Origin of the sequence: Niveibacterium umoris (assembly GCF_014197015.1) — a bacterium.
GTDB classification, from domain to species: Bacteria; Pseudomonadota; Gammaproteobacteria; order Burkholderiales; family Rhodocyclaceae; genus Niveibacterium; species Niveibacterium umoris.
Window position 1 is genome coordinate 653,353 of sequence record NZ_JACIET010000001.1, and the last position, 18,928, is coordinate 672,280.

At 61.7% G+C, this 18,928-nt stretch carries 19 protein-coding genes; 14 read left to right on the plus strand and 5 right to left on the minus strand.

Translation table 11 applies throughout. The features are described 5' to 3' along the window. Nucleotides 1–28: 28 nt before the first annotated feature. The 4 genes from kdsA (at nucleotide 29) to ftsB (ending at nucleotide 3,018) form a co-directional block, all read left to right on the plus strand. A complete protein-coding gene (gene kdsA, locus GGR36_RS02870; RefSeq protein ID WP_183631653.1) occupies nucleotides 29–868 on the plus strand; it encodes a 3-deoxy-8-phosphooctulonate synthase in 840 nt (279 codons plus the stop codon). After that, complete coding sequence (locus GGR36_RS02875; protein WP_183631655.1) at nucleotides 865–1,158, plus strand: Dabb family protein; 294 nt, start codon at nucleotides 865–867, stop codon at nucleotides 1,156–1,158. Before kdsA ends, GGR36_RS02875 begins: the two co-directional genes overlap by 4 nt. A gap of 177 nt (nucleotides 1,159–1,335) precedes the next feature. Then, nucleotides 1,336–2,625: a phosphopyruvate hydratase gene (gene eno / locus GGR36_RS02880; protein WP_183631657.1), complete on the plus strand. Its 1,290-nt coding sequence runs from the start codon at nucleotides 1,336–1,338 to the stop codon at nucleotides 2,623–2,625. A gap of 117 nt (nucleotides 2,626–2,742) precedes the next feature. Continuing rightward, entirely contained in the window at nucleotides 2,743–3,018 is a 276-nt protein-coding gene (gene ftsB, locus GGR36_RS02885; protein ID WP_183631659.1) for a cell division protein FtsB, read from the plus strand. Between the two features lie 36 nt (nucleotides 3,019–3,054). Here the strand turns inward: ftsB and GGR36_RS02890 are convergent, their stop codons facing one another. Next, nucleotides 3,055–3,603 carry a cob(I)yrinic acid a,c-diamide adenosyltransferase gene (locus GGR36_RS02890; protein ID WP_183631661.1) on the minus strand — a complete coding sequence of 183 codons (549 nt, stop codon included), beginning with the start codon at nucleotides 3,601–3,603 and terminating at the stop codon, nucleotides 3,055–3,057. 92 nt (nucleotides 3,604–3,695) lie between these two features. On the opposite strand from GGR36_RS02890, the gene GGR36_RS02895 reads away from it, so the two are divergent. Continuing rightward, nucleotides 3,696–4,970 carry a glycerate kinase type-2 family protein gene (locus GGR36_RS02895; protein WP_183631663.1) on the plus strand — a complete coding sequence of 425 codons (1,275 nt, stop codon included), beginning with the start codon at nucleotides 3,696–3,698 and terminating at the stop codon, nucleotides 4,968–4,970. A 26-nt stretch (nucleotides 4,971–4,996) separates the two neighbouring features. Here GGR36_RS02895 and GGR36_RS02900 read toward each other — a convergent pair whose 3' ends face one another. Further along, nucleotides 4,997–5,275, minus strand: a complete 279-nt coding sequence (locus GGR36_RS02900) for a glycine radical domain-containing protein (RefSeq protein WP_183631665.1) — start codon at nucleotides 5,273–5,275, stop codon at nucleotides 4,997–4,999. A gap of 202 nt (nucleotides 5,276–5,477) precedes the next feature. Between GGR36_RS02900 and GGR36_RS02905 the strand changes: the two genes are divergently transcribed. From GGR36_RS02905 to GGR36_RS02930, 6 genes are all read left to right on the plus strand, one after another. After that, the gene (locus GGR36_RS02905; RefSeq protein WP_183631667.1) at nucleotides 5,478–6,209 is read left to right on the plus strand and encodes a FadR/GntR family transcriptional regulator; all 732 of its coding nucleotides are present in this window, start codon (nucleotides 5,478–5,480) and stop codon (nucleotides 6,207–6,209) included. Beyond that, nucleotides 6,202–7,707: an FAD-linked oxidase C-terminal domain-containing protein gene (locus tag GGR36_RS02910; RefSeq protein WP_183634877.1), complete on the plus strand. Its 1,506-nt coding sequence runs from the start codon at nucleotides 6,202–6,204 to the stop codon at nucleotides 7,705–7,707. The genes GGR36_RS02905 and GGR36_RS02910 overlap by 8 nt, the downstream gene beginning before the upstream one ends. Next, nucleotides 7,707–8,783 carry a glycolate oxidase subunit GlcE gene (gene glcE / locus GGR36_RS02915; protein WP_183631669.1) on the plus strand — a complete coding sequence of 359 codons (1,077 nt, stop codon included), beginning with the start codon at nucleotides 7,707–7,709 and terminating at the stop codon, nucleotides 8,781–8,783. Before GGR36_RS02910 ends, glcE begins: the two co-directional genes overlap by 1 nt. Before the next feature lie 6 nt (nucleotides 8,784–8,789). Then, a complete protein-coding gene (glcF, locus tag GGR36_RS02920; RefSeq protein WP_183631670.1) occupies nucleotides 8,790–10,028 on the plus strand; it encodes a glycolate oxidase subunit GlcF in 1,239 nt (412 codons plus the stop codon). A gap of 72 nt (nucleotides 10,029–10,100) precedes the next feature. Further along, complete coding sequence (locus GGR36_RS02925; protein ID WP_183631671.1) at nucleotides 10,101–10,961, plus strand: HDOD domain-containing protein; 861 nt, start codon at nucleotides 10,101–10,103, stop codon at nucleotides 10,959–10,961. A 96-nt stretch (nucleotides 10,962–11,057) separates the two neighbouring features. After that, a complete protein-coding gene (locus tag GGR36_RS02930; protein ID WP_183631672.1) occupies nucleotides 11,058–11,810 on the plus strand; it encodes a protein phosphatase 2C domain-containing protein in 753 nt (250 codons plus the stop codon). Between the two features lie 79 nt (nucleotides 11,811–11,889). Here GGR36_RS02930 and GGR36_RS02935 read toward each other — a convergent pair whose 3' ends face one another. Continuing rightward, nucleotides 11,890–12,978, minus strand: a complete 1,089-nt coding sequence (locus GGR36_RS02935; RefSeq protein ID WP_183631673.1) for a trypsin-like serine protease — start codon at nucleotides 12,976–12,978, stop codon at nucleotides 11,890–11,892. 167 nt (nucleotides 12,979–13,145) lie between these two features. Next, nucleotides 13,146–14,273 carry a magnesium/cobalt transporter CorA gene (gene corA / locus GGR36_RS02940; protein ID WP_242533101.1) on the minus strand — a complete coding sequence of 376 codons (1,128 nt, stop codon included), beginning with the start codon at nucleotides 14,271–14,273 and terminating at the stop codon, nucleotides 13,146–13,148. 220 nt (nucleotides 14,274–14,493) lie between these two features. On the opposite strand from corA, the gene GGR36_RS02945 reads away from it, so the two are divergent. Genes GGR36_RS02945 through GGR36_RS02955 form a run of 3 tightly spaced genes read left to right on the plus strand, consistent with a single transcriptional unit; the run spans nucleotide 14,494 to nucleotide 17,303 of the window. Beyond that, nucleotides 14,494–15,615, plus strand: coding sequence for an NAD(P) transhydrogenase subunit alpha (locus tag GGR36_RS02945; RefSeq protein WP_183631674.1), 1,122 nt, complete (start codon nucleotides 14,494–14,496; stop codon nucleotides 15,613–15,615). A 12-nt stretch (nucleotides 15,616–15,627) separates the two neighbouring features. Beyond that, nucleotides 15,628–15,930 (plus strand): NAD(P) transhydrogenase subunit alpha part 2, encoded by a 303-nt coding sequence (locus tag GGR36_RS02950; protein ID WP_183631675.1) that lies wholly within the window; start codon nucleotides 15,628–15,630, stop codon nucleotides 15,928–15,930. After that, a complete protein-coding gene (locus GGR36_RS02955) occupies nucleotides 15,927–17,303 on the plus strand; it encodes an NAD(P)(+) transhydrogenase (Re/Si-specific) subunit beta (RefSeq protein WP_183631677.1) in 1,377 nt (458 codons plus the stop codon). The genes GGR36_RS02950 and GGR36_RS02955 overlap by 4 nt, the downstream gene beginning before the upstream one ends. Nucleotides 17,304–17,360: 57 nt before the next feature. Here the strand turns inward: GGR36_RS02955 and GGR36_RS02960 are convergent, their stop codons facing one another. After that, a complete protein-coding gene (locus tag GGR36_RS02960; protein ID WP_183631679.1) occupies nucleotides 17,361–18,776 on the minus strand; it encodes a DEAD/DEAH box helicase in 1,416 nt (471 codons plus the stop codon). Between the last annotated feature and the right edge of the window lie 152 nt (nucleotides 18,777–18,928).

Consider the following 18,928-nt stretch of genomic DNA (forward strand, 5'->3'; position numbering starts at 1 on the left):
CATGAATGGCGGGAAGTGAGGACACAAAATGAATCTATGCGGTTTCGAAGTTGGTCTCGACAAGCCGTTCTTCCTGCTTGCCGGACCGTGCGTGATCGAGTCGCGCCAGATGGCGCTCGATACCGCTGCAGAACTCAAGAGCATCACCGCCGATCTTGGCATCCCGTTCATCTACAAGTCCTCGTTCGACAAGGCGAACCGGAGCTCCGGTTCGAGCTTTCGCGGGTTGGGGATGATGAAGGGGCTCGAGATCCTTGCCGAAGTGCGGGAGACGGTGAAGGTGCCGGTCGTGACCGACGTACATACTGAACAGGAAGCGCCGATCGTCGCGCAATACGTCGATGTATTGCAGACGCCCGCATTCCTGTGCCGCCAGACTGACTTCATCCGCGCGGTCGCTGCGACAGGCAAGCCTGTGAATATCAAGAAAGGCCAGTTCCTCGCGCCGGGCGACATGAAGAACGTCGTCGCGAAGGCGAAGGAAGCAGCCGGTGGCGCCGACACGATCATGGTGTGCGAGCGTGGTGCGTCATTCGGCTACAACAATCTCGTCTCCGACATGCGGTCGCTCGCGATCATGCGCGAAACGAATTGCCCGGTGGTGTTTGACGCAACGCACTCGGTGCAGTTGCCGGGCGGGCAGGGCGACAAGAGCGGTGGTCAGCGCGAACATGTGCCGGTGCTGGCACGCGCCGCGGTGGCGACCGGCATTGCCGGCCTCTTCATGGAAACCCACCCGGATCCAGCCAAGGCCTTGTCCGATGGACCGAATGCCTGGCCGCTGGCGAAGATGCGTGCCTTGCTGGCGACGTTGCAGGAAATCGATCAACTGGTGAAGCGTCACGGATTCATCGAAACCACGCTGTGATTACGCACGTCGTCCTCCTCAAGTTCAAACCGGGCGTGTCGGCCGATTCAGCCGCCGCCCGTGAGGCGCATGCCGCGATGTGCGCGCTGCCGGCGAAAGTGCCGTTGATCAAGGCCTGGAAATGCGGCTTCAACACGACCCCGGATGTCAGCGGTTGGGACTACGTTCTCGTCTCGGGCTTTGACAGCCGGGAGGCACTGGAGGCGTACTTCGACCACCCCGACCATCTGAAGGTCGTCGCGCTCTGGGAACCGATCTCCGATCTCGCTTTCGGAGACCTGGACGGCTGAAATCTGCGCACGGTCAAAGCGTTGACATGTGTGCGCCTCTAGAATTGAAAAGTTTCATCGGTCATGTGCGTCCGGGTCACTCCCCCGTACTCGGGCGCCGAGCCGCCGCTTGTCGGCGGATCAGAGGGATGCCGCCCCCATAGGCGGCACAGTCTTGATAGAGAAAAGGGAAAAACCATGAGTGCTATCGTTGATGTAGTCGCCCGCGAGATCCTGGATTCGCGCGGTAACCCCACGGTTGAAGCAGATGTGCTGCTCGAATCCGGCGTGATGGGTCGCGCCGCTGTGCCGTCGGGCGCCTCGACCGGTTCGCGTGAAGCGATCGAACTGCGTGACGGCGACGCCGCACGCTACCTGGGCAAGGGTGTCCAGAAGGCTGTGGACAACATCAACACCGAGATCTGCGAAGCACTCGTGGGCCTCGACGCCGAAGAGCAGGCGTTCATCGACAAGACGATGATCGACCTCGACGGCACCGAGAACAAGTCGCGCCTGGGCGCGAACGCGCTGCTGGCCGTGTCGATGGCCGTTGCCCGTGCTGCTGCTGAAGAAGCCGGCCTGCCGCTGTATCGCTACTTCGGTGGCTCGGGCGGCATGAGCCTGCCGGTGCCGATGATGAACGTCATCAACGGCGGCGCCCACGCGAACAACAGCCTGGACTTCCAAGAATGCATGATCCTGCCGATCGGCGCGCCGACCTTCAAGGAAGCGCTGCGCTACGGTGCTGAGGTGTTCCACAACCTCAAGAAGATCCTGGACAAGAAGGGCTACCCGACCTCGGTGGGTGACGAAGGCGGCTTCGCCCCGAACGTCTCTGGCGCTGTCGAAGCACTGGAACTGATCGTTGAAGCGATCGAGAAGGCTGGCTACGTGGTTGGCAAGGACATCGTCCTGGGTCTGGACTGCGCCGCTTCCGAGTACTTCAAGAACGGCAAGTACGAGATGGAAGGCGAGAAGCTGTCGCTGACCCCGGCTCAGAACGTCGACTTCCTGGCCAGCCTGGTCGACAAGTTCCCGATCATCTCGATCGAGGACGGCATGGCCGAAGGCGACTGGGAAGGCTGGAAGCTGCTGACCGATCGCCTGGGCAAGAAGGTTCAGCTGGTGGGTGACGACCTGTTCGTGACCAACACCAAGATCCTGAAGGAAGGCATCGACAAGGGCATCTGCAACTCGATCCTGATCAAGGTGAACCAGATCGGTACCCTGACCGAGACCTTCGCTGCCGTCGAAATGGCCAAGCGCGCCGGTTACACCGCCGTGATCTCGCACCGTTCGGGCGAAACCGAAGACTCGACCATCGCTGACATCGCTGTCGGTTTGAATGCTGGCCAGATCAAGACCGGTTCGCTGTCGCGTTCCGACCGTATCGCCAAGTACAACCAGATCCTCCGCATCGAAGAAGATCTGGGCGATGTCGCGTTCTACCCGGGTCTGTCGGCTTTCTACAACCTGCGTAACCGCTGATCGCGAGCCGGCGAAAGCCGGCTACCGAGTCGCTGGAAAGGGCCGCGTTGCGGCCCTTTCTCATTGATATTCCTATAGAATTCCGCCGTTTCCAGTCTTCGAAGTGATCGGCTCCACATGAAGTGGCCCACCCTGATTCTTGTCGTGCTGCTTGGCGTGCTGCAGTACCCGCTGTGGTTCGGCAAGGGAGGGTGGACGCGAGTTCGGGAACTCGATCAGCAAGTCCAGGCACAGCGCGACAACAACGCGAAGCTGGAAGCCCGCAACGCCGGCCTGGAAGCGGAAGTGCGCGACCTGAAAAACGGTTACGAAGCCATCGAAGAGCGTGCCCGTTACGATTTGGGCCTGATCAAACCCAACGAAACCTACGTCCAGCTTCCCCAGCAGAAATGATCAGGGCCGCTTGGCGGCCCGTTCTGTTTCCGTTGATCAGCTTTCAGTGCGTTGCCACAGCACGTCGCTTCCGCCTGCGGCACGATTCAGGTATCTCCCCAAAACGAAGAGCAGATCCGACAGCCGGTTCAGATATTGCCGTACCGGCGGATGCACGACCTCGTTGGCGCTCAGCGTGATGACCGCCCGTTCCGCGCGGCGCGCCACGGTTCGTGCGAGATGCGCTTGCGCTGCAGCGCGTGAGCCGCCGGGCAGGATGAACTCCTTGAGCGGCGGCAGCGAGTCGTTGTAGTGCGCCAAGGCGTCGTCGAGCCGCAGCACATGGGCCTCGGTGACCATGGTGTAGCCGGGGATGCAAACCTCGCCCCCCAGATCGAAGAGGTCATGCTGGATCTGGCCAAGAAGTGCGCGCACGTCGTCGGGAAGTTCTTCGGTAAGCACGACTCCCAGCCAGGAATTGAGTTCGTCGACCTCGCCAAGCGCGTGGATCCTTGGGCAATCCTTGGCAACGCGTGAGCCATCGCCGAGTCCGGTGCTGCCGTCATCTCCGGTGCGGGTGGCGATGCGTGAAAGGCGGTTTCCCATGAGCGTCCTTTATTCGTTGAGGGGCGGATTATAGGTGGCGCCGCGAGTCTGATACTGTCGGCTCACATGCATTGGCCTTGTGGAGCTAGACCATGATCGCGCCCAGACCGTTCCTTCGACAGTTGTTTGACGCGGCCGTTGCGGCCGCTGATCCGTCGAGATGTCTTGCGCCGAGTCTGCCGGCACCGCCTGCGGGTCGAACGATCGTTGTGGGAGCGGGGAAGGCGGCCGGCGCGATGGCCGAGGGGTTTGAAAGCAACTGGCGGGGCGATCCGGAACGGCTTTCGGGATGCGTCGTCACGCGTTACGGCAACGCACGACCATGTTCTCGCATTGAGGTCATCGAGGCGGCGCACCCTGTACCGGACGAAGCCGGATGCGCTGCGGCGACCCGCATTGCGCAACTGGTGGAGGGGCTGAGCGCAGACGATCTCGTTGTCGTGCTGCTCTCCGGTGGTGCGTCAGCACTCCTCGCAGCACCGGTAGACGCCGTACCATTAACAGACAAGCAAAGCGTGACTGCACAACTGCTCCGATCCGGTGCTCCGATCGAGGCGATCAACTGCGTCCGCAAGCACCTCTCATCCTTGAAGGGCGGGCGCTTGGCTCTGCGTGCATGGCCGGCGTCTGTCGTTACGCTCGCGATTTCCGATGTAGTGGGGGATCTCCCGAGCGTCATCGGCAGTGGGCCGACGGTGCCGGATCCGACGACACGGCAACAGGCTTCGCATTGGCTAGATTCTTTCGGGATTGAGGTACCACGCTCGGTCCGCGACTGGTTGGCGAGTCCTCTCAGCGAAACGCCCAAGGCAGACGACCCGCGCTTTGCGTGCGCGCGTTATCAACTCATCGCTTCCCCATCGGACGCATTGAATGCCGCCGCTGCGCGGGCCGTTGCGGCCGGGGTGCAACCGGTGCTTCTCGGAGATGGAATCGAAGGCGAGGCGCGCGAGGCTGCGCGCACGCTAGGCGCGATCGCGCTGGCGTGCCGCCGGGGATGCGGGCCGGCGAAACCGCCTTGCGTGCTGATCTCCGGGGGGGAGACGACCGTCACGCTCGGGTCGGGCGGTTGTGGGCGCGGCGGGCGAAACAGCGAGTTCGCGCTTGCGCTTGCGGAATACTTCAATGGGGCCGCAGGCGTCTTTGCGCTTGCCGCTGATACCGATGGTATCGACGGCAGCGAGAGCAATGCCGGGGCCTTCATCGACCCCGATACCCTGATGCGCGCAAGCGAACGCGGTTGGCACGCGAAGGCGGCGCTTGCCGCGCATGACGCGTGGGGCTATTTCGACGCGATCGGCGATCTGCTGACCACCGGACCGACGCTCACGAATGTGAACGACTTTCGCGCCATCCTGATTTGCTGACGGGGCGCGGCGGCGCCCCGTTGCGATCAGTGCTGGTGGAACGTACGGTTGATGACGTCCAGTTGTTGCTCGCGGGTCAGTTTGGTGAAGTTCACCGCGTAGCCCGATACACGAATCGTCAGTTGCGGGTACTTCTCAGGGTTTTCCATCGCATCGATCAGCATGTCGCGGTTCAGCACGTTGATGTTCACGTGAAAGCCGTTGCAGCCGAAATAGGCGTCAAGCATGCCGACGAGGTTCTGAACTTGTTCGGTGGAAGCCATGGTTGTCTCCAGGATGAGTTTGTTGCCGGAAGTTGCTGCCATCTAGCGACTGATTAGCCATAGACGTGACAGGGATATTCTGGTTGATGAAACGGCGTTGCGCAATAAGAAATGTGATTCCGTTGATTGAAATCAGAGATCCCGTAAGCGTTCGTCGCGTCAGGAACGATGGACTCCTCCACGCAATGTTCTTGGCGCGCGAGGATCTGGCGACTATGCTGACAACTGCTTGTCAGACAACTGGATGACAGAATTGCCCGATACGGCTTTCCCGTTAAGCAGCGCACACCTCTCCGATCGAGTCAGCGCATTGATCGAAGAAGAGATACGCGCAGCGATCTGGGCGCCCGGCGCCCGCTTGCCGACCGAGCGCGCATTCGCCGAACGATTTGGCGTCAGTCGAGCCGTGGTGCGAGAAGCCATCTCACGCCTCAAGGCTGATGGTTGGGTGCGTTCCCGTCAGGGTGTCGGAGCGTTCGTGGTCGAACAGGTCGGGGGCGCCAATTTTCGACTTGAGCCGGCGATGAAGGACGCACGGAACCTGCGCGATCTGTTCGACCTGCGCAGTGTGATCGAGCCCGGTGCGGCCGCCCTCGCGGCGAGGCGAAGAAGTCCGGGCGACGTTGCGGCATTGAGGCGTGCTTTGCAGGACATGGATGTCGCGCTAAGCAGCGGCGATTCGGAATATGGTGCGGCTTCCGATGATCGATTCCACGACGGTATCGCCGCCGCGACACATAGCCCGCATCTGCAACGTTTGATGTCCGTAGTGCAGCGCAGCCTTTCCGGAACGAGGCTGCCCACGTGGTTGAACCGCGCACCGCTGGACCTCGCTGCGGCGGCGCAGGCGGAACATCACAGGCTGTTCGCCGCGATCGAGGCTGGCGACTCGCTGGCGGCGCAACATGCCGCACATGATCACCTCGTCGCGGCTGCTGGCCGCCTCAACCTGCAACTGGACTCGCGCGATGAATGAACTGGGCCGATTCACTGGCGAACGAGAGCAGGACTTCTCAGGCGTTGACCGTGCGGCCTTGCTTGCCGCGTTGGCACAGATTCTTCCCGGCGACTGCGTACTCAGTGAATTGGAGGATCTGCGCCCTTGGGAGTGCGACGGGTTGGCCGCGATGCGCCAGTTGCCGCTGGTGGTTGTGCTGCCGGAGGATGAGTCGCAGGTGATTGCAGTCGTGAAGGTGTGCTCGGCGCTTGGCGTACCTGTTGTCGCACGCGGTGCGGGAACCGGGCTTTCGGGTGGTGCGATGCCACACGGCCAAGGTGTGCTGCTGGCGATGACCAAGTTCCGCAACATCGTGAGCATCGACCCGCTGGCGCGTATCGCAGTCGTCCAACCGGGCGTGCGCAACAAGGCGATATCCGAAGCGGCGCAGCCCTACGGACTCTATTACGCGCCAGACCCCAGTTCGCAGATCGCCTGCTCGATCGGCGGCAACGTCGCTGAAAACGCCGGCGGAGTCCATTGCCTCAAATATGGGCTCACGGTGAATAACCTGATGAGGGTGAGGGCGGTGACGATCGCCGGCGATGTGGTGGAATTTGGCAATCACGCGCTCGATGCCCCGGGTTTTGACCTGCTCGCGCTGATCACGGGTTCGGAAGGGATGCTGGCGGTGATCACCGAAATCTCGGTGCGGCTGCTGCCGACGCCACAACTTGCACGCTGCTTGCTGGCCACCTTTCAGGATGTGGTGTTGGCAGGCGAGGCGGTTGCCCAGATCATCGCGGCGGGAATCATCCCGGCCGGCCTCGAAATGATGGATCAGGCAGCGATCATCGCGGTTGAAGGCTTTGTCCATGCTGGCTATCCGCTGGATGTCGCGGCGATCTTGCTGGTCGAGTGCGATGGCACTCCGGAAGAAGTCGCGGAGGAGATCGAACGGGTGACTGCGATCCTTTCGGCAGCGGGCGCCCGCGAGCTGAGAGTGTCGCGTGATGAAGACGAGCGGCTGCGGTTCTGGGCGGGGCGCAAGGCGGCCTTCCCCGCGGCGGGGCGCATTTCCCCCGACTACTACTGCATGGACGGCACGATCCCGCGTCGGCGCCTGGGTGAGATGCTTGCGGCCATTGCTGAAATGGAGCGCAAGTACGCGCTGCGTTGCATGAATGTGTTCCATGCCGGCGATGGCAATCTGCACCCGCTGATCCTGTTTGACGCCAACGTGGCAGGTGAACAGGCGCGCGCCGAGGCATTCGGGGCGGAGATTCTGGAATTGTCCGTGCAACTGGGCGGTGCGATCAGCGGCGAGCACGGCGTCGGCATCGAAAAGATTGGCCAGATGTGTGCCCAGTTCGATGACGCCGAACTGCGCATGTTCCATCGCATCAAGGCCGCCTTTGACCCCGATGGATTGCTGAACCCTGGCAAAGCGGTGCCGGCCTTGAACCGCTGTGCCGAAGCTGGGTGGATGCACGTGTCCAACGGCCGCATTCCGCACCCGGAACTGGAGCGATTCTGATGCCACAACGACTCGACCCGGTGCTGGCAGACTGGTGCGCCCGCGTGCAAGACGCGGCAAAACGGCTTGAACCGATCGCGATCCGCGGCGGCGACTCCAAACGTTTTCTCGGCAGTCACCGCGGTGGCGTGGTGCTTGATACGCGCCTCTGGCAAGGCATCGAGTGTTATGAGCCGAGCGAACTGGTCGTCAAGGTGCGGGCGGGTACCCCCCTGGCAGCGCTCGAAGCGGCGCTCGACGAACGCGGCCAGATGCTGGCGTTTGAGCCTCCGCACTTTGGCGCGGCGACGGCAGGAGGAATGGTGGCGGCAGGACTCTCTGGCCCGCGCAGAGCAGCGGCCGGTGCGGTGCGAGATCACCTGCTCGGGGTGACGGTGATGGACGGTCGTGGCGACGTCCTACGATTTGGCGGGCAGGTAATGAAAAACGTGGCCGGCTACGATGTGTCGCGTCTGATGGCGGGTGCAATGGGGACGTTGGGCATCCTTCTCGACGTATCGCTGAAGGTCATGCCGAAGCCTGTCGCCGAAGTGACGCAACGTATGGATTTGTCGCAGCAAGCGGCGCTTGATAGGTGTAATCGTTGGGGAGGGCGCCCGATGCCGGTGTCGGCGACCTGTTGGGTCGAAGGTGCCCTTTACGTGCGGCTTTCTGGCGCCGCCGCGGCGGTGGCTTCCGCTCAGGCTGAGATCGGCGGCGAGTGTCTCGATGCTTGCGTGGCATCGCGCCTCTGGGCATCTGTGCGCGAACAAACCCACCCGTATTTCTCGCGACCGCAACGTTTGTGGCGCGCCTCTGTGCCTGGAACGACCCCAGCTTGGTCTTCGGCGGCGACGCTGGTCGAATGGGGGGGCGCGCTCCGCTGGATTTACGCGGATGCGGGTGACGATTCGCCGCGTGAGTGGGCGATAGCGTCAGGTGGCACTGCGCGTGTTTTCAGACGTGACGGTGCTGAGGCGGTTGCGCCGAAGGTGGCGGACATTCCGCCCAGCCTTGCCGGTTTGCATCGCCGTTTGAAGGCGGCATTCGACCCCGCGGGCGTGCTGAATCGTGCGCAACTCGATCCGGCATGGTGAGCGCAGATGCAAACCCGACTCGCTGATTTCATCCGGGACACCGCCGACGGCGCTGAGGCCGAGGCGATTCTGCGCAAGTGTGTCCATTGCGGCTTCTGCACCGCGACCTGTCCGACATTTCAATTGCTCGGCGACGAACTCGACAGCCCGCGCGGCCGCATTTACCTGATCAAGCAGATGCTCGAGGGCGAACCCGTGTCGGCGCGCACTCGGCTGCATCTAGACCGATGCCTGAGCTGCCGCTCATGCGAGACGACCTGTCCGTCGGGGGTGGAATATGGTCGGCTTGTCGACATCGGCCGCAAGTGGGCGGAAACGCTTGCACCCCCGCGTGCTGCGCCCGAGGCGGCAAAGCGCTGGCTGCTCGCCAACGCCGTGTCCAAGCCAGCGGTGTTCGGGTTCGCCTACCGTGCCGGGCAGCGTTTGCGACCCCTGTTGCCGAAGGTATTGGCAGCCAAGGTCGCCGCGCCTCAATCGCCGGGCACGTGGCCTGCGCCACGCCATTCGCGCAAGTGGCTGGTATTGGGTGGATGTGCCCAGCCCGCGTTGCTACCAGGCGTGAATGCCGCGGCGGCGCGCGTGCTGGATCGAATTGGTATTTCGCTGATAGCGGTGCGCAATGACGGATGCTGTGGCGCGCTGCGCTTTCACCTGAACGACCACGATGGCGGTCGCGCCGATGCGGCTGGGCTTCTGGCGCGTTGGCTGCCGGCGATCGAGCGCGGTGAAGTGGAGGGGGTTGTCGTTACCGCTTCGGGTTGTGGAAGTTTCATCCGCGAATACGCCCATTTGTTTCGGGATGACGCGTCATTGAACGGTGCTGCAGCCCGGGTCACAGAGCGTGTGCTCGACATCTCGGAACTGCTGGTCCGCCACTTCGAAGCGATTACCGCTGTCATGCAGACCGTGTCGGAGCCGCCCAAGAGGCTCGCGTTCCACTCGCCATGTTCCTTGCAACATGGCTTGAAGATCCGTGGTGTGGCGGAACGTCTGCTCGTGGCCGCTGGCTACGAGCTCACTCCGGTGGCCGATGCCCACTTGTGTTGCGGTTCGGCCGGATCGTATTCGATCCTGCAGCCCGAGATTTCAGAGCGACTGCGCGACAACAAGCTGCGGGATCTGGCTGCCGGCATGCCGTGCGGGATTGCGAGCGCAAACGTCGGCTGCATCGCTCATCTGGCGAGTGGTGCCAATACGCCTGTGCGGCATTGGGTTGAATGGCTTTCTGACCAGTTGGACCAATAGATCGTCGACAAGTGCGCCAGAAAACCGGGCCGCGACCCTCAACTTGCTGGCGATCGGGTCGTTAACGCAGGAATGACCATTTCCGGGATTTCCGTGGATCCTATGGATGAGCCAGAAGCCCTGCTGGCAAGAGGGATGACTTTGCCGCCGCAGCCTGAGGCGCTGTTGGCGTTGCAGGCGCTTGCCGACAGCAAGGACCCGGACATGCGCGAGGTCGCAGAGGTAATCTCCCGCGACGCGGCGCTCACTGCCGGGCTTTACCGGATGGCACGCTCGCCCCTGTTTGCGCGACGCACGCCACCGCAGACGGTCGAGCAGGTTGTCTTGTTGATGGGGCTTCCGCGCACCTTGGCTTTGGCACAGGCGCTTTGTCTGCAGGCCTCTTTACCCGGAGAGGCGCAGGTTCTCGCTCGTTTCTGGGCACGTTCGAATGCAATTGCGCAACTGGCGATGCTGGTGGCTCAGTCCTTGCCGGGCGCGCATCGGATCAATGGCGATCAGGCGTACCTCGCAGGGATGTTCCTCGATTGTGGTGTGCCGATCCTGATGCAACGCTTCCCCGGCTATTGTCAGGAAACCGGCCTGGCCGGACAGGCTCGCAAATGGGCCGACGTGCTGACCGAAGATCGCTTGTATGCGTCGGACCACGCGGTTGTTGGTTTTCTGTTGGCGCGCCATTGGCGGCTACCCGATTTCGTCGCCCAGGCTGTACGATTCCACCACGAAGGGGGTCGCCTCCCTTCTCGCTCAATCGACACGCTGGTGTCGATCCTGAAGTTGGCGATGCATCTTTATGCGAGCGAAATGCAGTTGAACGAAGGTGTCGCGGATCTCGACGAGTCGCAGGTGCAAGAGGGCCTGGACATCAATGCCACAGAGTTTCGGGATCTCGTCGAACATGTGCTGGAGCAGTACCGAGGTCTCGAGCATTGACCGATGTCAGGCGGGCCGTTTGTCGATCGATGGGCGGACTATCGATGGTCAGTTTGAGCGACTAGAATTAATAGAAACGATAATTGTGAAAAAAAAGTGCCTCTGACAATCGATACCGTTGTGGCCATGCATCAGGGCGACCGGAAGGAGCAACAGGACCGTGTCGGCCTGTTTCCACATCCGTCGCGGCCCGGAATGCTGCTTGCTGTACTCGCCGACGGCATGGGCGGTCACTCTGGCGGCGCGATGGCCGCCGAGCAGGTGCTGATCAAGGCAAAACAGAATTTCGAGGCGTATTCGCCTGCTTCCGAATCACCCGAAGAATTGCTGCGGGCGATCATTCAGGAAGCCCATGTAGTGATCAAGCTGACGCGCTTTACAAGCGAGCAAGATCCTCACAGCACTGCGTGTGTCCTCCTTCTGCAGCCCGGCAAGGTGACCTGGGCGCATTGCGGTGATTCGCGGATCTACCATTTCCGCGATGACGCAGTGGGTCTGCGCAGCAATGACCACTCCCTTGTCGCGGAGTTGGTGCGAACCGGCCAACTCTCTGAGGCTGATGCCGAGACTTATCCCCATCGGAACCTGCTGCTCTCCTGCTTGGGTGCCGACCGGGAGCCAAAGATCGAAACACGCAGCGTCGAAGGCCTGAGGGCGGGTGATGGCTTCCTGTTGTGTTCCGATGGTCTGTGGGGGCATTGCTCCGATCTGGAGCTCGCCCGTTCGATCTGCAATGAGCCTGCCCGGCAAGCGGCGCGTGGACTGATCGACATGGCGCGTTCGCGGGGGCGTGGCACGGGCGACAATATATCGATGGCAATCATCCGGTTGGTCGAGGCACCAGCCTGATTTCAGGTTCGCAAGACACAACCCTTGAAAAGCAAAACGCCCCGTAAGGGGCGTTTTGCTTTTTGCAGATGCGCCGAGTTCAGGAACGGCGACGGCGTGCAGCCGCGAGTCCGAACAGGCCGAGAGCGGCAAGCGCCAGCGAGCCAGGTTCCGGCACCGCGGTGGTATCGATCCAGCTACGGTAGGAATCAAGCAGGATACCGCCCATACCATCGCCGAATCCGCCCTTGGGCGAGTACCCCATAGCGAAGCCGAACGTGTTGTTCGCAACCAACTGGTATTCGCCATCCACCAGGACGAACGACGGACCGCCCGAATCCCCGCCGCCGATATTGGATTCGACATTATTGCCCAGGCTTGCGCCGCAGACGGCAACGCCGAGAACGGACGGGTCGCAGAAGGTATCGACAGTGGTGCCGTCTCTCAGCGTGCCATCAAAGTCCGCGTACCAGACTTCTTTCTTGCTGGACGGGTCGAAACCGGCTTCGTCATTGGTTTCGGCGAAATCGAAGACGTTCTTGCCGCTGCGCTTCACGCGAAACGCTGGGGATACGTTGTAGCCGTTCCAGCCGTCGCCACTCGTGCCATATCCAACCATCGTAAACACGGTACCTTCACTCACCGGCCCTTTGTAGATCTTGTAGGTCTTCGCTTCGACCGGTGCGGGAGCCGACAGGCGAATGATTGCGATGTCGTCGTTTACGCAGAAACCGGGAACGCCGGAAGGGCAGTTGCCGAAACCGGCGTAGTCGGGGTGCATGTCGACCTTGTTCGCGGTGATCACTGCACGACCTGCGCTACCCGGCGCGCTCGTCGCGTTGAATACAACACGCACATCGTTGCCGGGCTTGTTGATGTCAATCAGGTGGCCATTGCCATCGGAATCGACACAGTGGCCAGCCGAAACGGCATGCCAGCTATCGATCATGGCGCCGGAGCAGATGTAGCTGTCGCCATTGCTGTAACGGATGTTGATGCTCACGACGCCGGAGAACGGGGATGTCGGTTCATTCGCATCCACGCGCGCAGCAGGGGTGTCGGGGAAGGCTCCGGAGGTAATCAGCGGAGAGATGCTGGGGGCGATGGACATCGGAACGGCATGGGCCATCGAGGCCGCGGCGCCAAAACCGATCGCTGCAATCGCGCGAATCAGCGTGCGTGAAGTCATTCGTTGGTGCTCCTGTTGTCGGGTTGAATGCGCCTTGTGGGCGCCAGCACGTCATTAGCATGAAACATGCCCGTCATTCCGATGACATCGTGACTTCAAACACGGCAAGCGTTTCAGGGTGATGGGAAATCGTCCCGCAGTGTAAGTGTAAAAAATCCCGACTGCGTCTAGGTGCTCTGTAGCCATTGCCGACGCCAGAAGATGAGGCCCATCACCGATGCGATGAAAAGCATCATGCCGATCGCGAGCCAGAATCCATCGGCTCGTTCGAGCCAGGGTATCGAGTGGAAGTTCATGCCGAAGATGCCACTTATCAGTGTTGCTGGCATGAACAGCATGGAAACGACGGTCAATGCGCGCACTTCCACGTTCAGGCGCTGGCTTTCGAGCGACAGGTGCAGATCGAGCAGGTCACCCGTCGCGTCCCTGAGGCTATCCAGCGATTCCACAACCTGCACGATGTGATCGTGGACGTCGCGCAGATAGATGTCGGTGCTGCGTCTTACGAAACGTTCATCGGCGCGTTGCAGACCTGCCACCACTTCCCGCAGCGGCCACACAGTTCGCCGAAGCTCTCGCGTGTCGTGCTTGAGGCGATTGATATCGCCAATAAGCCGAGACATGCGCGGCTGGTTCATGGCGTCTTCGACACGTTCGACGCTTCCGGCAAGCGAATCGAGGCAGTTGAAATACCGATCGACCACGGCGTCGAGGAGTGAGTAGGCCAAGTAGTCGGGTCCGCGCTCCCTCGCGGCGCCAACGTTTTTCCTCAATCGTTCCCGAATCGGGTCGAAGAGCCCTCCGGGTTGTTCCTGAAAGGTCAGCACGAAGCTCTCGCCAAGTACGATGCTGACCTGATCCGATATCACTTCGCCAGTTTCAGGGTTGGCACGCCATGCACGGGCGACGGCATACAGGTAATTGCCGTAGTCGTCGAGTTTTGGGCGCTGATGCGTATTCAGGATGTCTTCCAGAGTGAGCGGGTGGAGCCCAAAACGCCGCCCGATCTCGCTCATTACCTCCGGCTCTTGCAGACCGTAAACGTTCAGCCACAGAACACGGTGTTGCGGCGTGTAGTCTCGCGACTCGAGCACCGACGCGAATCGCTGTTCGTGCAGGCCACTATCGTCAAATTCGAAAAGAGTGATGGCCGGATGTTCGGTCTTGATCTCCCCCAGGTGGACCAAAACGCCCGGCGGCTGTCCGATCTTTTTAGCGTAGTCAGGGCGCTTGATCCTTCGTGTGCGTGCGTTCGCGCGGGATTTGGTTGCCATCGGGGCTCCGGTTTGATCCAACTCATTGGTAGGCGGCGTCTCGCTTGCTTGTGCTTCTCAGATCGTGCCTGCAGTCAGTATGATGCCTGCTCGTCGTTGCCGCAGCGCTCCCCCCACGCTCGGAGCCACCCTTCCCGGGTTGGCTGTCGTTCGTGCGCGGCGAGAGGCTTTCCGGCAATTTCATCGGCGCCCCGTGCGCACTTGCTCTCGATTCGAGGGCTGTATCTGACCAGGAGGCTTCATGGCACTGACGATCGGCGTGGTGGCCGAGCGTGCTACCGGCGAACGGCGCGTTGCGCTTGTTCCAGAGGTGGCTAAACGTTTCAGGGCGCTCGGAGTCGAGCTCGTAATTCAACGTGGTGCAGCGGATGGTGCGAACATCGCCGAAGGCGAGTTCGCTGAAGTTCGCTGGGCCGACACGGTTGATGAAGTGCTCGCTGCCGACATGGTGTTGGCAATTCAGCCGTTGGACGACGAGTCAATCTCAAAACTCAAACCGGGCGCAGTGCTTGTCGCCGGGCTGCAGCCCTATCAAAGCGCGGATCGAGCAAAGCTGCTTGCCGAGCGGAAGATCACCTCATTCGCGATGGAGCTTCTGCCGCGCATCTCGCGTGCTCAGAGCATGGACATCCTGTCCTCGCAGGCGGCCTGCTCGGGCTACCAGTGCGTGCTGATCGCCGCGAGCCACTGCACGAAATTCTTCCCCATGATGACCTATGCGGCCGGAACGATCCGCCCGGCGAAAGTCCTGGTCATCGGAGCCGGGGTTGCCGGTCTGCAGGCCATTGCGACGGCGCGACGCATGGGGGCGATGGTCGAAGCCTACGACGTGCGTCCGGAAACCAAGGAGCAGATCGAATCCCTGGGGGCCAAGTTTGTCGACACTGGTGTGTCGGCTGCAGGTACCGGTGGCTACGCGCGCGAGCTGACCGAGGATGAGAAGCGTCAGCAGGCAGAGCGCCTCGGCAAGGCTGTCGCGCAATGCGACGCGCTCATCACCACCGCCGCGATTCCAGGCAAAAAGGCACCGCAGATCATTTCGGCCGAAATGGTTTCGAAGATGAAAGTTGGCGCAGTGGTGGTCGACATGGCGGCCGAATCGGGTGGCAACGTTGCTGGTACGGTCGCGGGTGAAACGCTGCGGGTTGGCCCGGCATTGATCGTCGGACCAGCCAATCTGCCCAGCCGCATGGCCTCGCACGCGTCTGAAATGTTCGCAAAGAACCTCTACAACTTCGTCGTGCCGATGATCAAGGATTCGGCGCTGGCGATCGACTGGAGCGACGAGGTAATCGCGGGTACCTGTCTCACGCACGATGGCGCGGTGCGCCACGACGGCGTGAAAAAGATTCTTGGACTTTGACGGAGCGCCGCAATGGAAGGCTTCTCGGCAATCTACATCTTCATGCTGGCCGCATTTACAGGCTACGAAGTCATCGCGCGCGTGCCGGTGATTCTGCATACCCCGCTGATGTCGGGGTCCAACTTTGTTCACGGCGTCGTGCTGGTGGGCGCGATGGTGGCGCTGGGCAACGCTGATCCGAACGATCCCTTGCAGTTGGCGATCGGATTTATCGCCGTTGTGCTTGGTGCGGCGAACGCTGCGGGCGGTTATGTCGTGACCGAACGGATGCTTGCCATGTTCAAGCGTGATGACCGTAAGGAGGCCGCCAAATGATGGCGACTTGGTTGATCAACATTTCGTACTTCGTCGTTGCGGTCCTGTTCATCCTTGGCCTCAAGGCGATGGCGTCGCCGGTTTCGGCGCGCAAGGGTATCGTCTGGGCCGGTGCCGGCATGGTGCTGGCTACGGTCGTGACCTTCCTGACGCCGGGCATGCAGAACATCCTGCTGATCGTCGTGGCCTTGGCGCTGGGTGGTGCACTGGCGTGGTGGTCGGGCAAGGTCGTCAAGATGACCGACATGCCGCAGATGGTCGCCATCTACAACGGCATGGGCGGCGGCGCGGCGGCGGCAATTGCCGCGCTGGAATTCGCGCGTGGTCATGTCACCGGACCGGTTGTAACGACGCTGGCTACCTTGGGCGCGCTGATCGGGGCCGTGTCTTTCTCTGGCTCGTGCGTCGCTTGGGCGAAGCTGCAGGGTGTGATGCAGAAGGCATTCCGCCTGCCGGCGCAAAACGCGGTGAACGTGGTGTTGGGACTGGTGACGATCGGCTTTGGCGTGGTGATCGTACTGGGTGGTCACCCGTCGCCGCTGCACATCATCGTGTTCTTCGGACTTGCATTGGCGCTGGGCGCGATCCTGACGCTGCCGATCGGCGGCGCCGACATGCCGGTCGTGATTTCGCTGTTCAACGCCTTCACCGGCCTTGCCGTAGGCTTTGAGGGCTACGTGCTCGGGAATCCGGCCCTGATCATCGCCGGTATCGTCGTGGGTGCGGCAGGTACGCTGCTGACCCAGTTGATGGCCAAGGCGATGAACCGCCCGCTCACCAACATCCTGTTCCAGCCGATCACCGGCGAAGCGCAGGCGGGTGGGGCAATCGCAGGCTCGATGAAGGAAGTGTCGGGTCTGGATGCGGCTGCGATGATGCGCTATGCGCAGAAGGTGATCGTCGTGCCGGGTTACGGTATGGCGGTCGCGGGGGCGCAGCACAAGGTCTGGGAAATGGCGCAACTGCTTGAGAAAGAGGGCGTCGAGGTGAAGTTTGCGATTCACCCTGTGGCCGGCCGTATGCCGGGCCACATGAACGTGCTGCTGGCTGAAGCCGGTGTGCCGTACGACAAGATCTTCGACCTCGAAGAGATCAACGCCGAGTTCCCGCTTGCCGACGTTGCGCTGGTGATCGGCGCGAACGACGTGGTGAACCCGGTGGCGCGCACCGACAAGTCGAGCCCGATCTACGGCATGCCGATTCTGGATGCCGACAAGGCGCAGAATGTCATCGTGATCAAGCGCGGCAAGGGGGCTGGCTACTCGGGTATCGAGAATGCGCTGTTCTACGAGGACAACTGCCGCATGCTCTACGGCAGCGCGCAGCAGGCCGTGGCGGACGTGATTGCCCATGTGAAGGAAATGGCCGGTTGATCTTCGCCGAGCCAAAGAAAAAGGCGCCGCAAGGCGCCTTTGCTTTTGGCGCTGTGTTTAGCGCCCGTTCCCGCCAAGCAAGAACGGTATCGGTCGACCGGCCTTGCGCGCGGCGCTGGGCGGACTGCTGGTCTTGCCGGGTACGACAGGCTTCGACTCAGTTTCAGCGTAGGGGCGGTTGAAATCGAATCCGTCGCTGGCCAGATTCGGCTTGCGCTCTAGCGTGTCTGGTGCGGCGTTGCGAGGGCGCTCGCGGTCGGGCGAGGTGTGGGCGCGACGATCGGCATTCTGGTTGCGCAGGATCCGCCGGGCTGAGTCGGACGTTGCGTCCTTGTCGAAGCCGGGAACGATTTCCTGCGTGATCTTCAGCTTGATCAGTTTCTCGATCGCACTAAGTCGCAGGTGTTCGTCCGGGGAGACCAGCGAAATCGCGTTGCCTTGCTTGCCCGCGCGGCCGGTACGGCCGATACGGTGGATGTAGTCCTCGGCGGTCGGCGGCAGCTCGTAGTTGATCACGCACGGCAGATCGTCGATATCCAGACCCCGCGCAGCCACATCGGTTGCAACCAGAACGCGGATCGCGCCGCTCTTGAAGCCTTCGAGCGCTTCGGTACGTTGCTGCTGGTTCTTGTCACCGTGAATGGCGTCAGCGGCGATGCCGTCCTTCTGCAACTGGCGCGCCAGGCGCGCGCAAGCGAGCTTTGTGCTGCAGAACACCAAGACCTGCGGAGCTGCGACATCTTCGAGCAGCAACCAGGTCAGCAGATCGCGCTTCACCGCGCCTGGAACCGGGTGCACGCGGTGCGTGATGGTTTCGCTGACCATGTTGCGGCGCGCCACTTCGATCAGTTGCGGGCTCTTGAGCATCGAGTCGGCGAGCTTCTTGATCTCGTCCGAGAAGGTCGCCGAAAACAGCAGGCTCTGACGTTGCGCGGGCAGCAGGCCGAGAATGCGGCGGATGTCGGGAATGAATCCCATGTCGAGCATCCGGTCGGCTTCGTCGAGCACGACAAATTCGACCTGGTTCAGCGCAATGCTGCGCTGCTCGACGTGATCGAGTAGCCGGCCCGGCGTTGCCACGACGATTTCCACGCCGCGCCGCAGTTCATCGAGTTGCGGCTTGATGTCGACGCCGCCGTAGATGCAAGCGGCGCGCAGCGGCAGGTACTTTGCATAGGTCTGCACCGATTCATGCACCTGCATCGCGAGTTCGCGGGTCGGCGCAAGAATGAGCGCGCGCACCGGATGGCGCGCTGGCGACGCGCTGGTATTGGCCCAGCGCGAAAGCTTGTGCAACAAAGGCAGCGTGAAGCCTGCTGTCTTGCCGGTGCCGGTCTGGGCGCCGCCCATCACGTCGCGGCCTTCGAGTACCACCGGGATGGCCTGGCGCTGGATGGGTGTAGGTTCGCTGTAGCCTGCCTCTTCAACGGCACGCAACAGTTCAGGGATCAGACCGAGTTCGGAAAACGACATAGCTACCCGTCGGGCGCGGCAAGATTCGTTCGAAAGTCAGCCGCGCGGATTTAAGAAGGCGTGAATTATAGGCCCTAGCGTCTCGTCAAGCCCGAACTATTTCTGTTTGTCAAGCCGATTCCAGCGAATGCGTTGCTGATGAGCCACGTTTT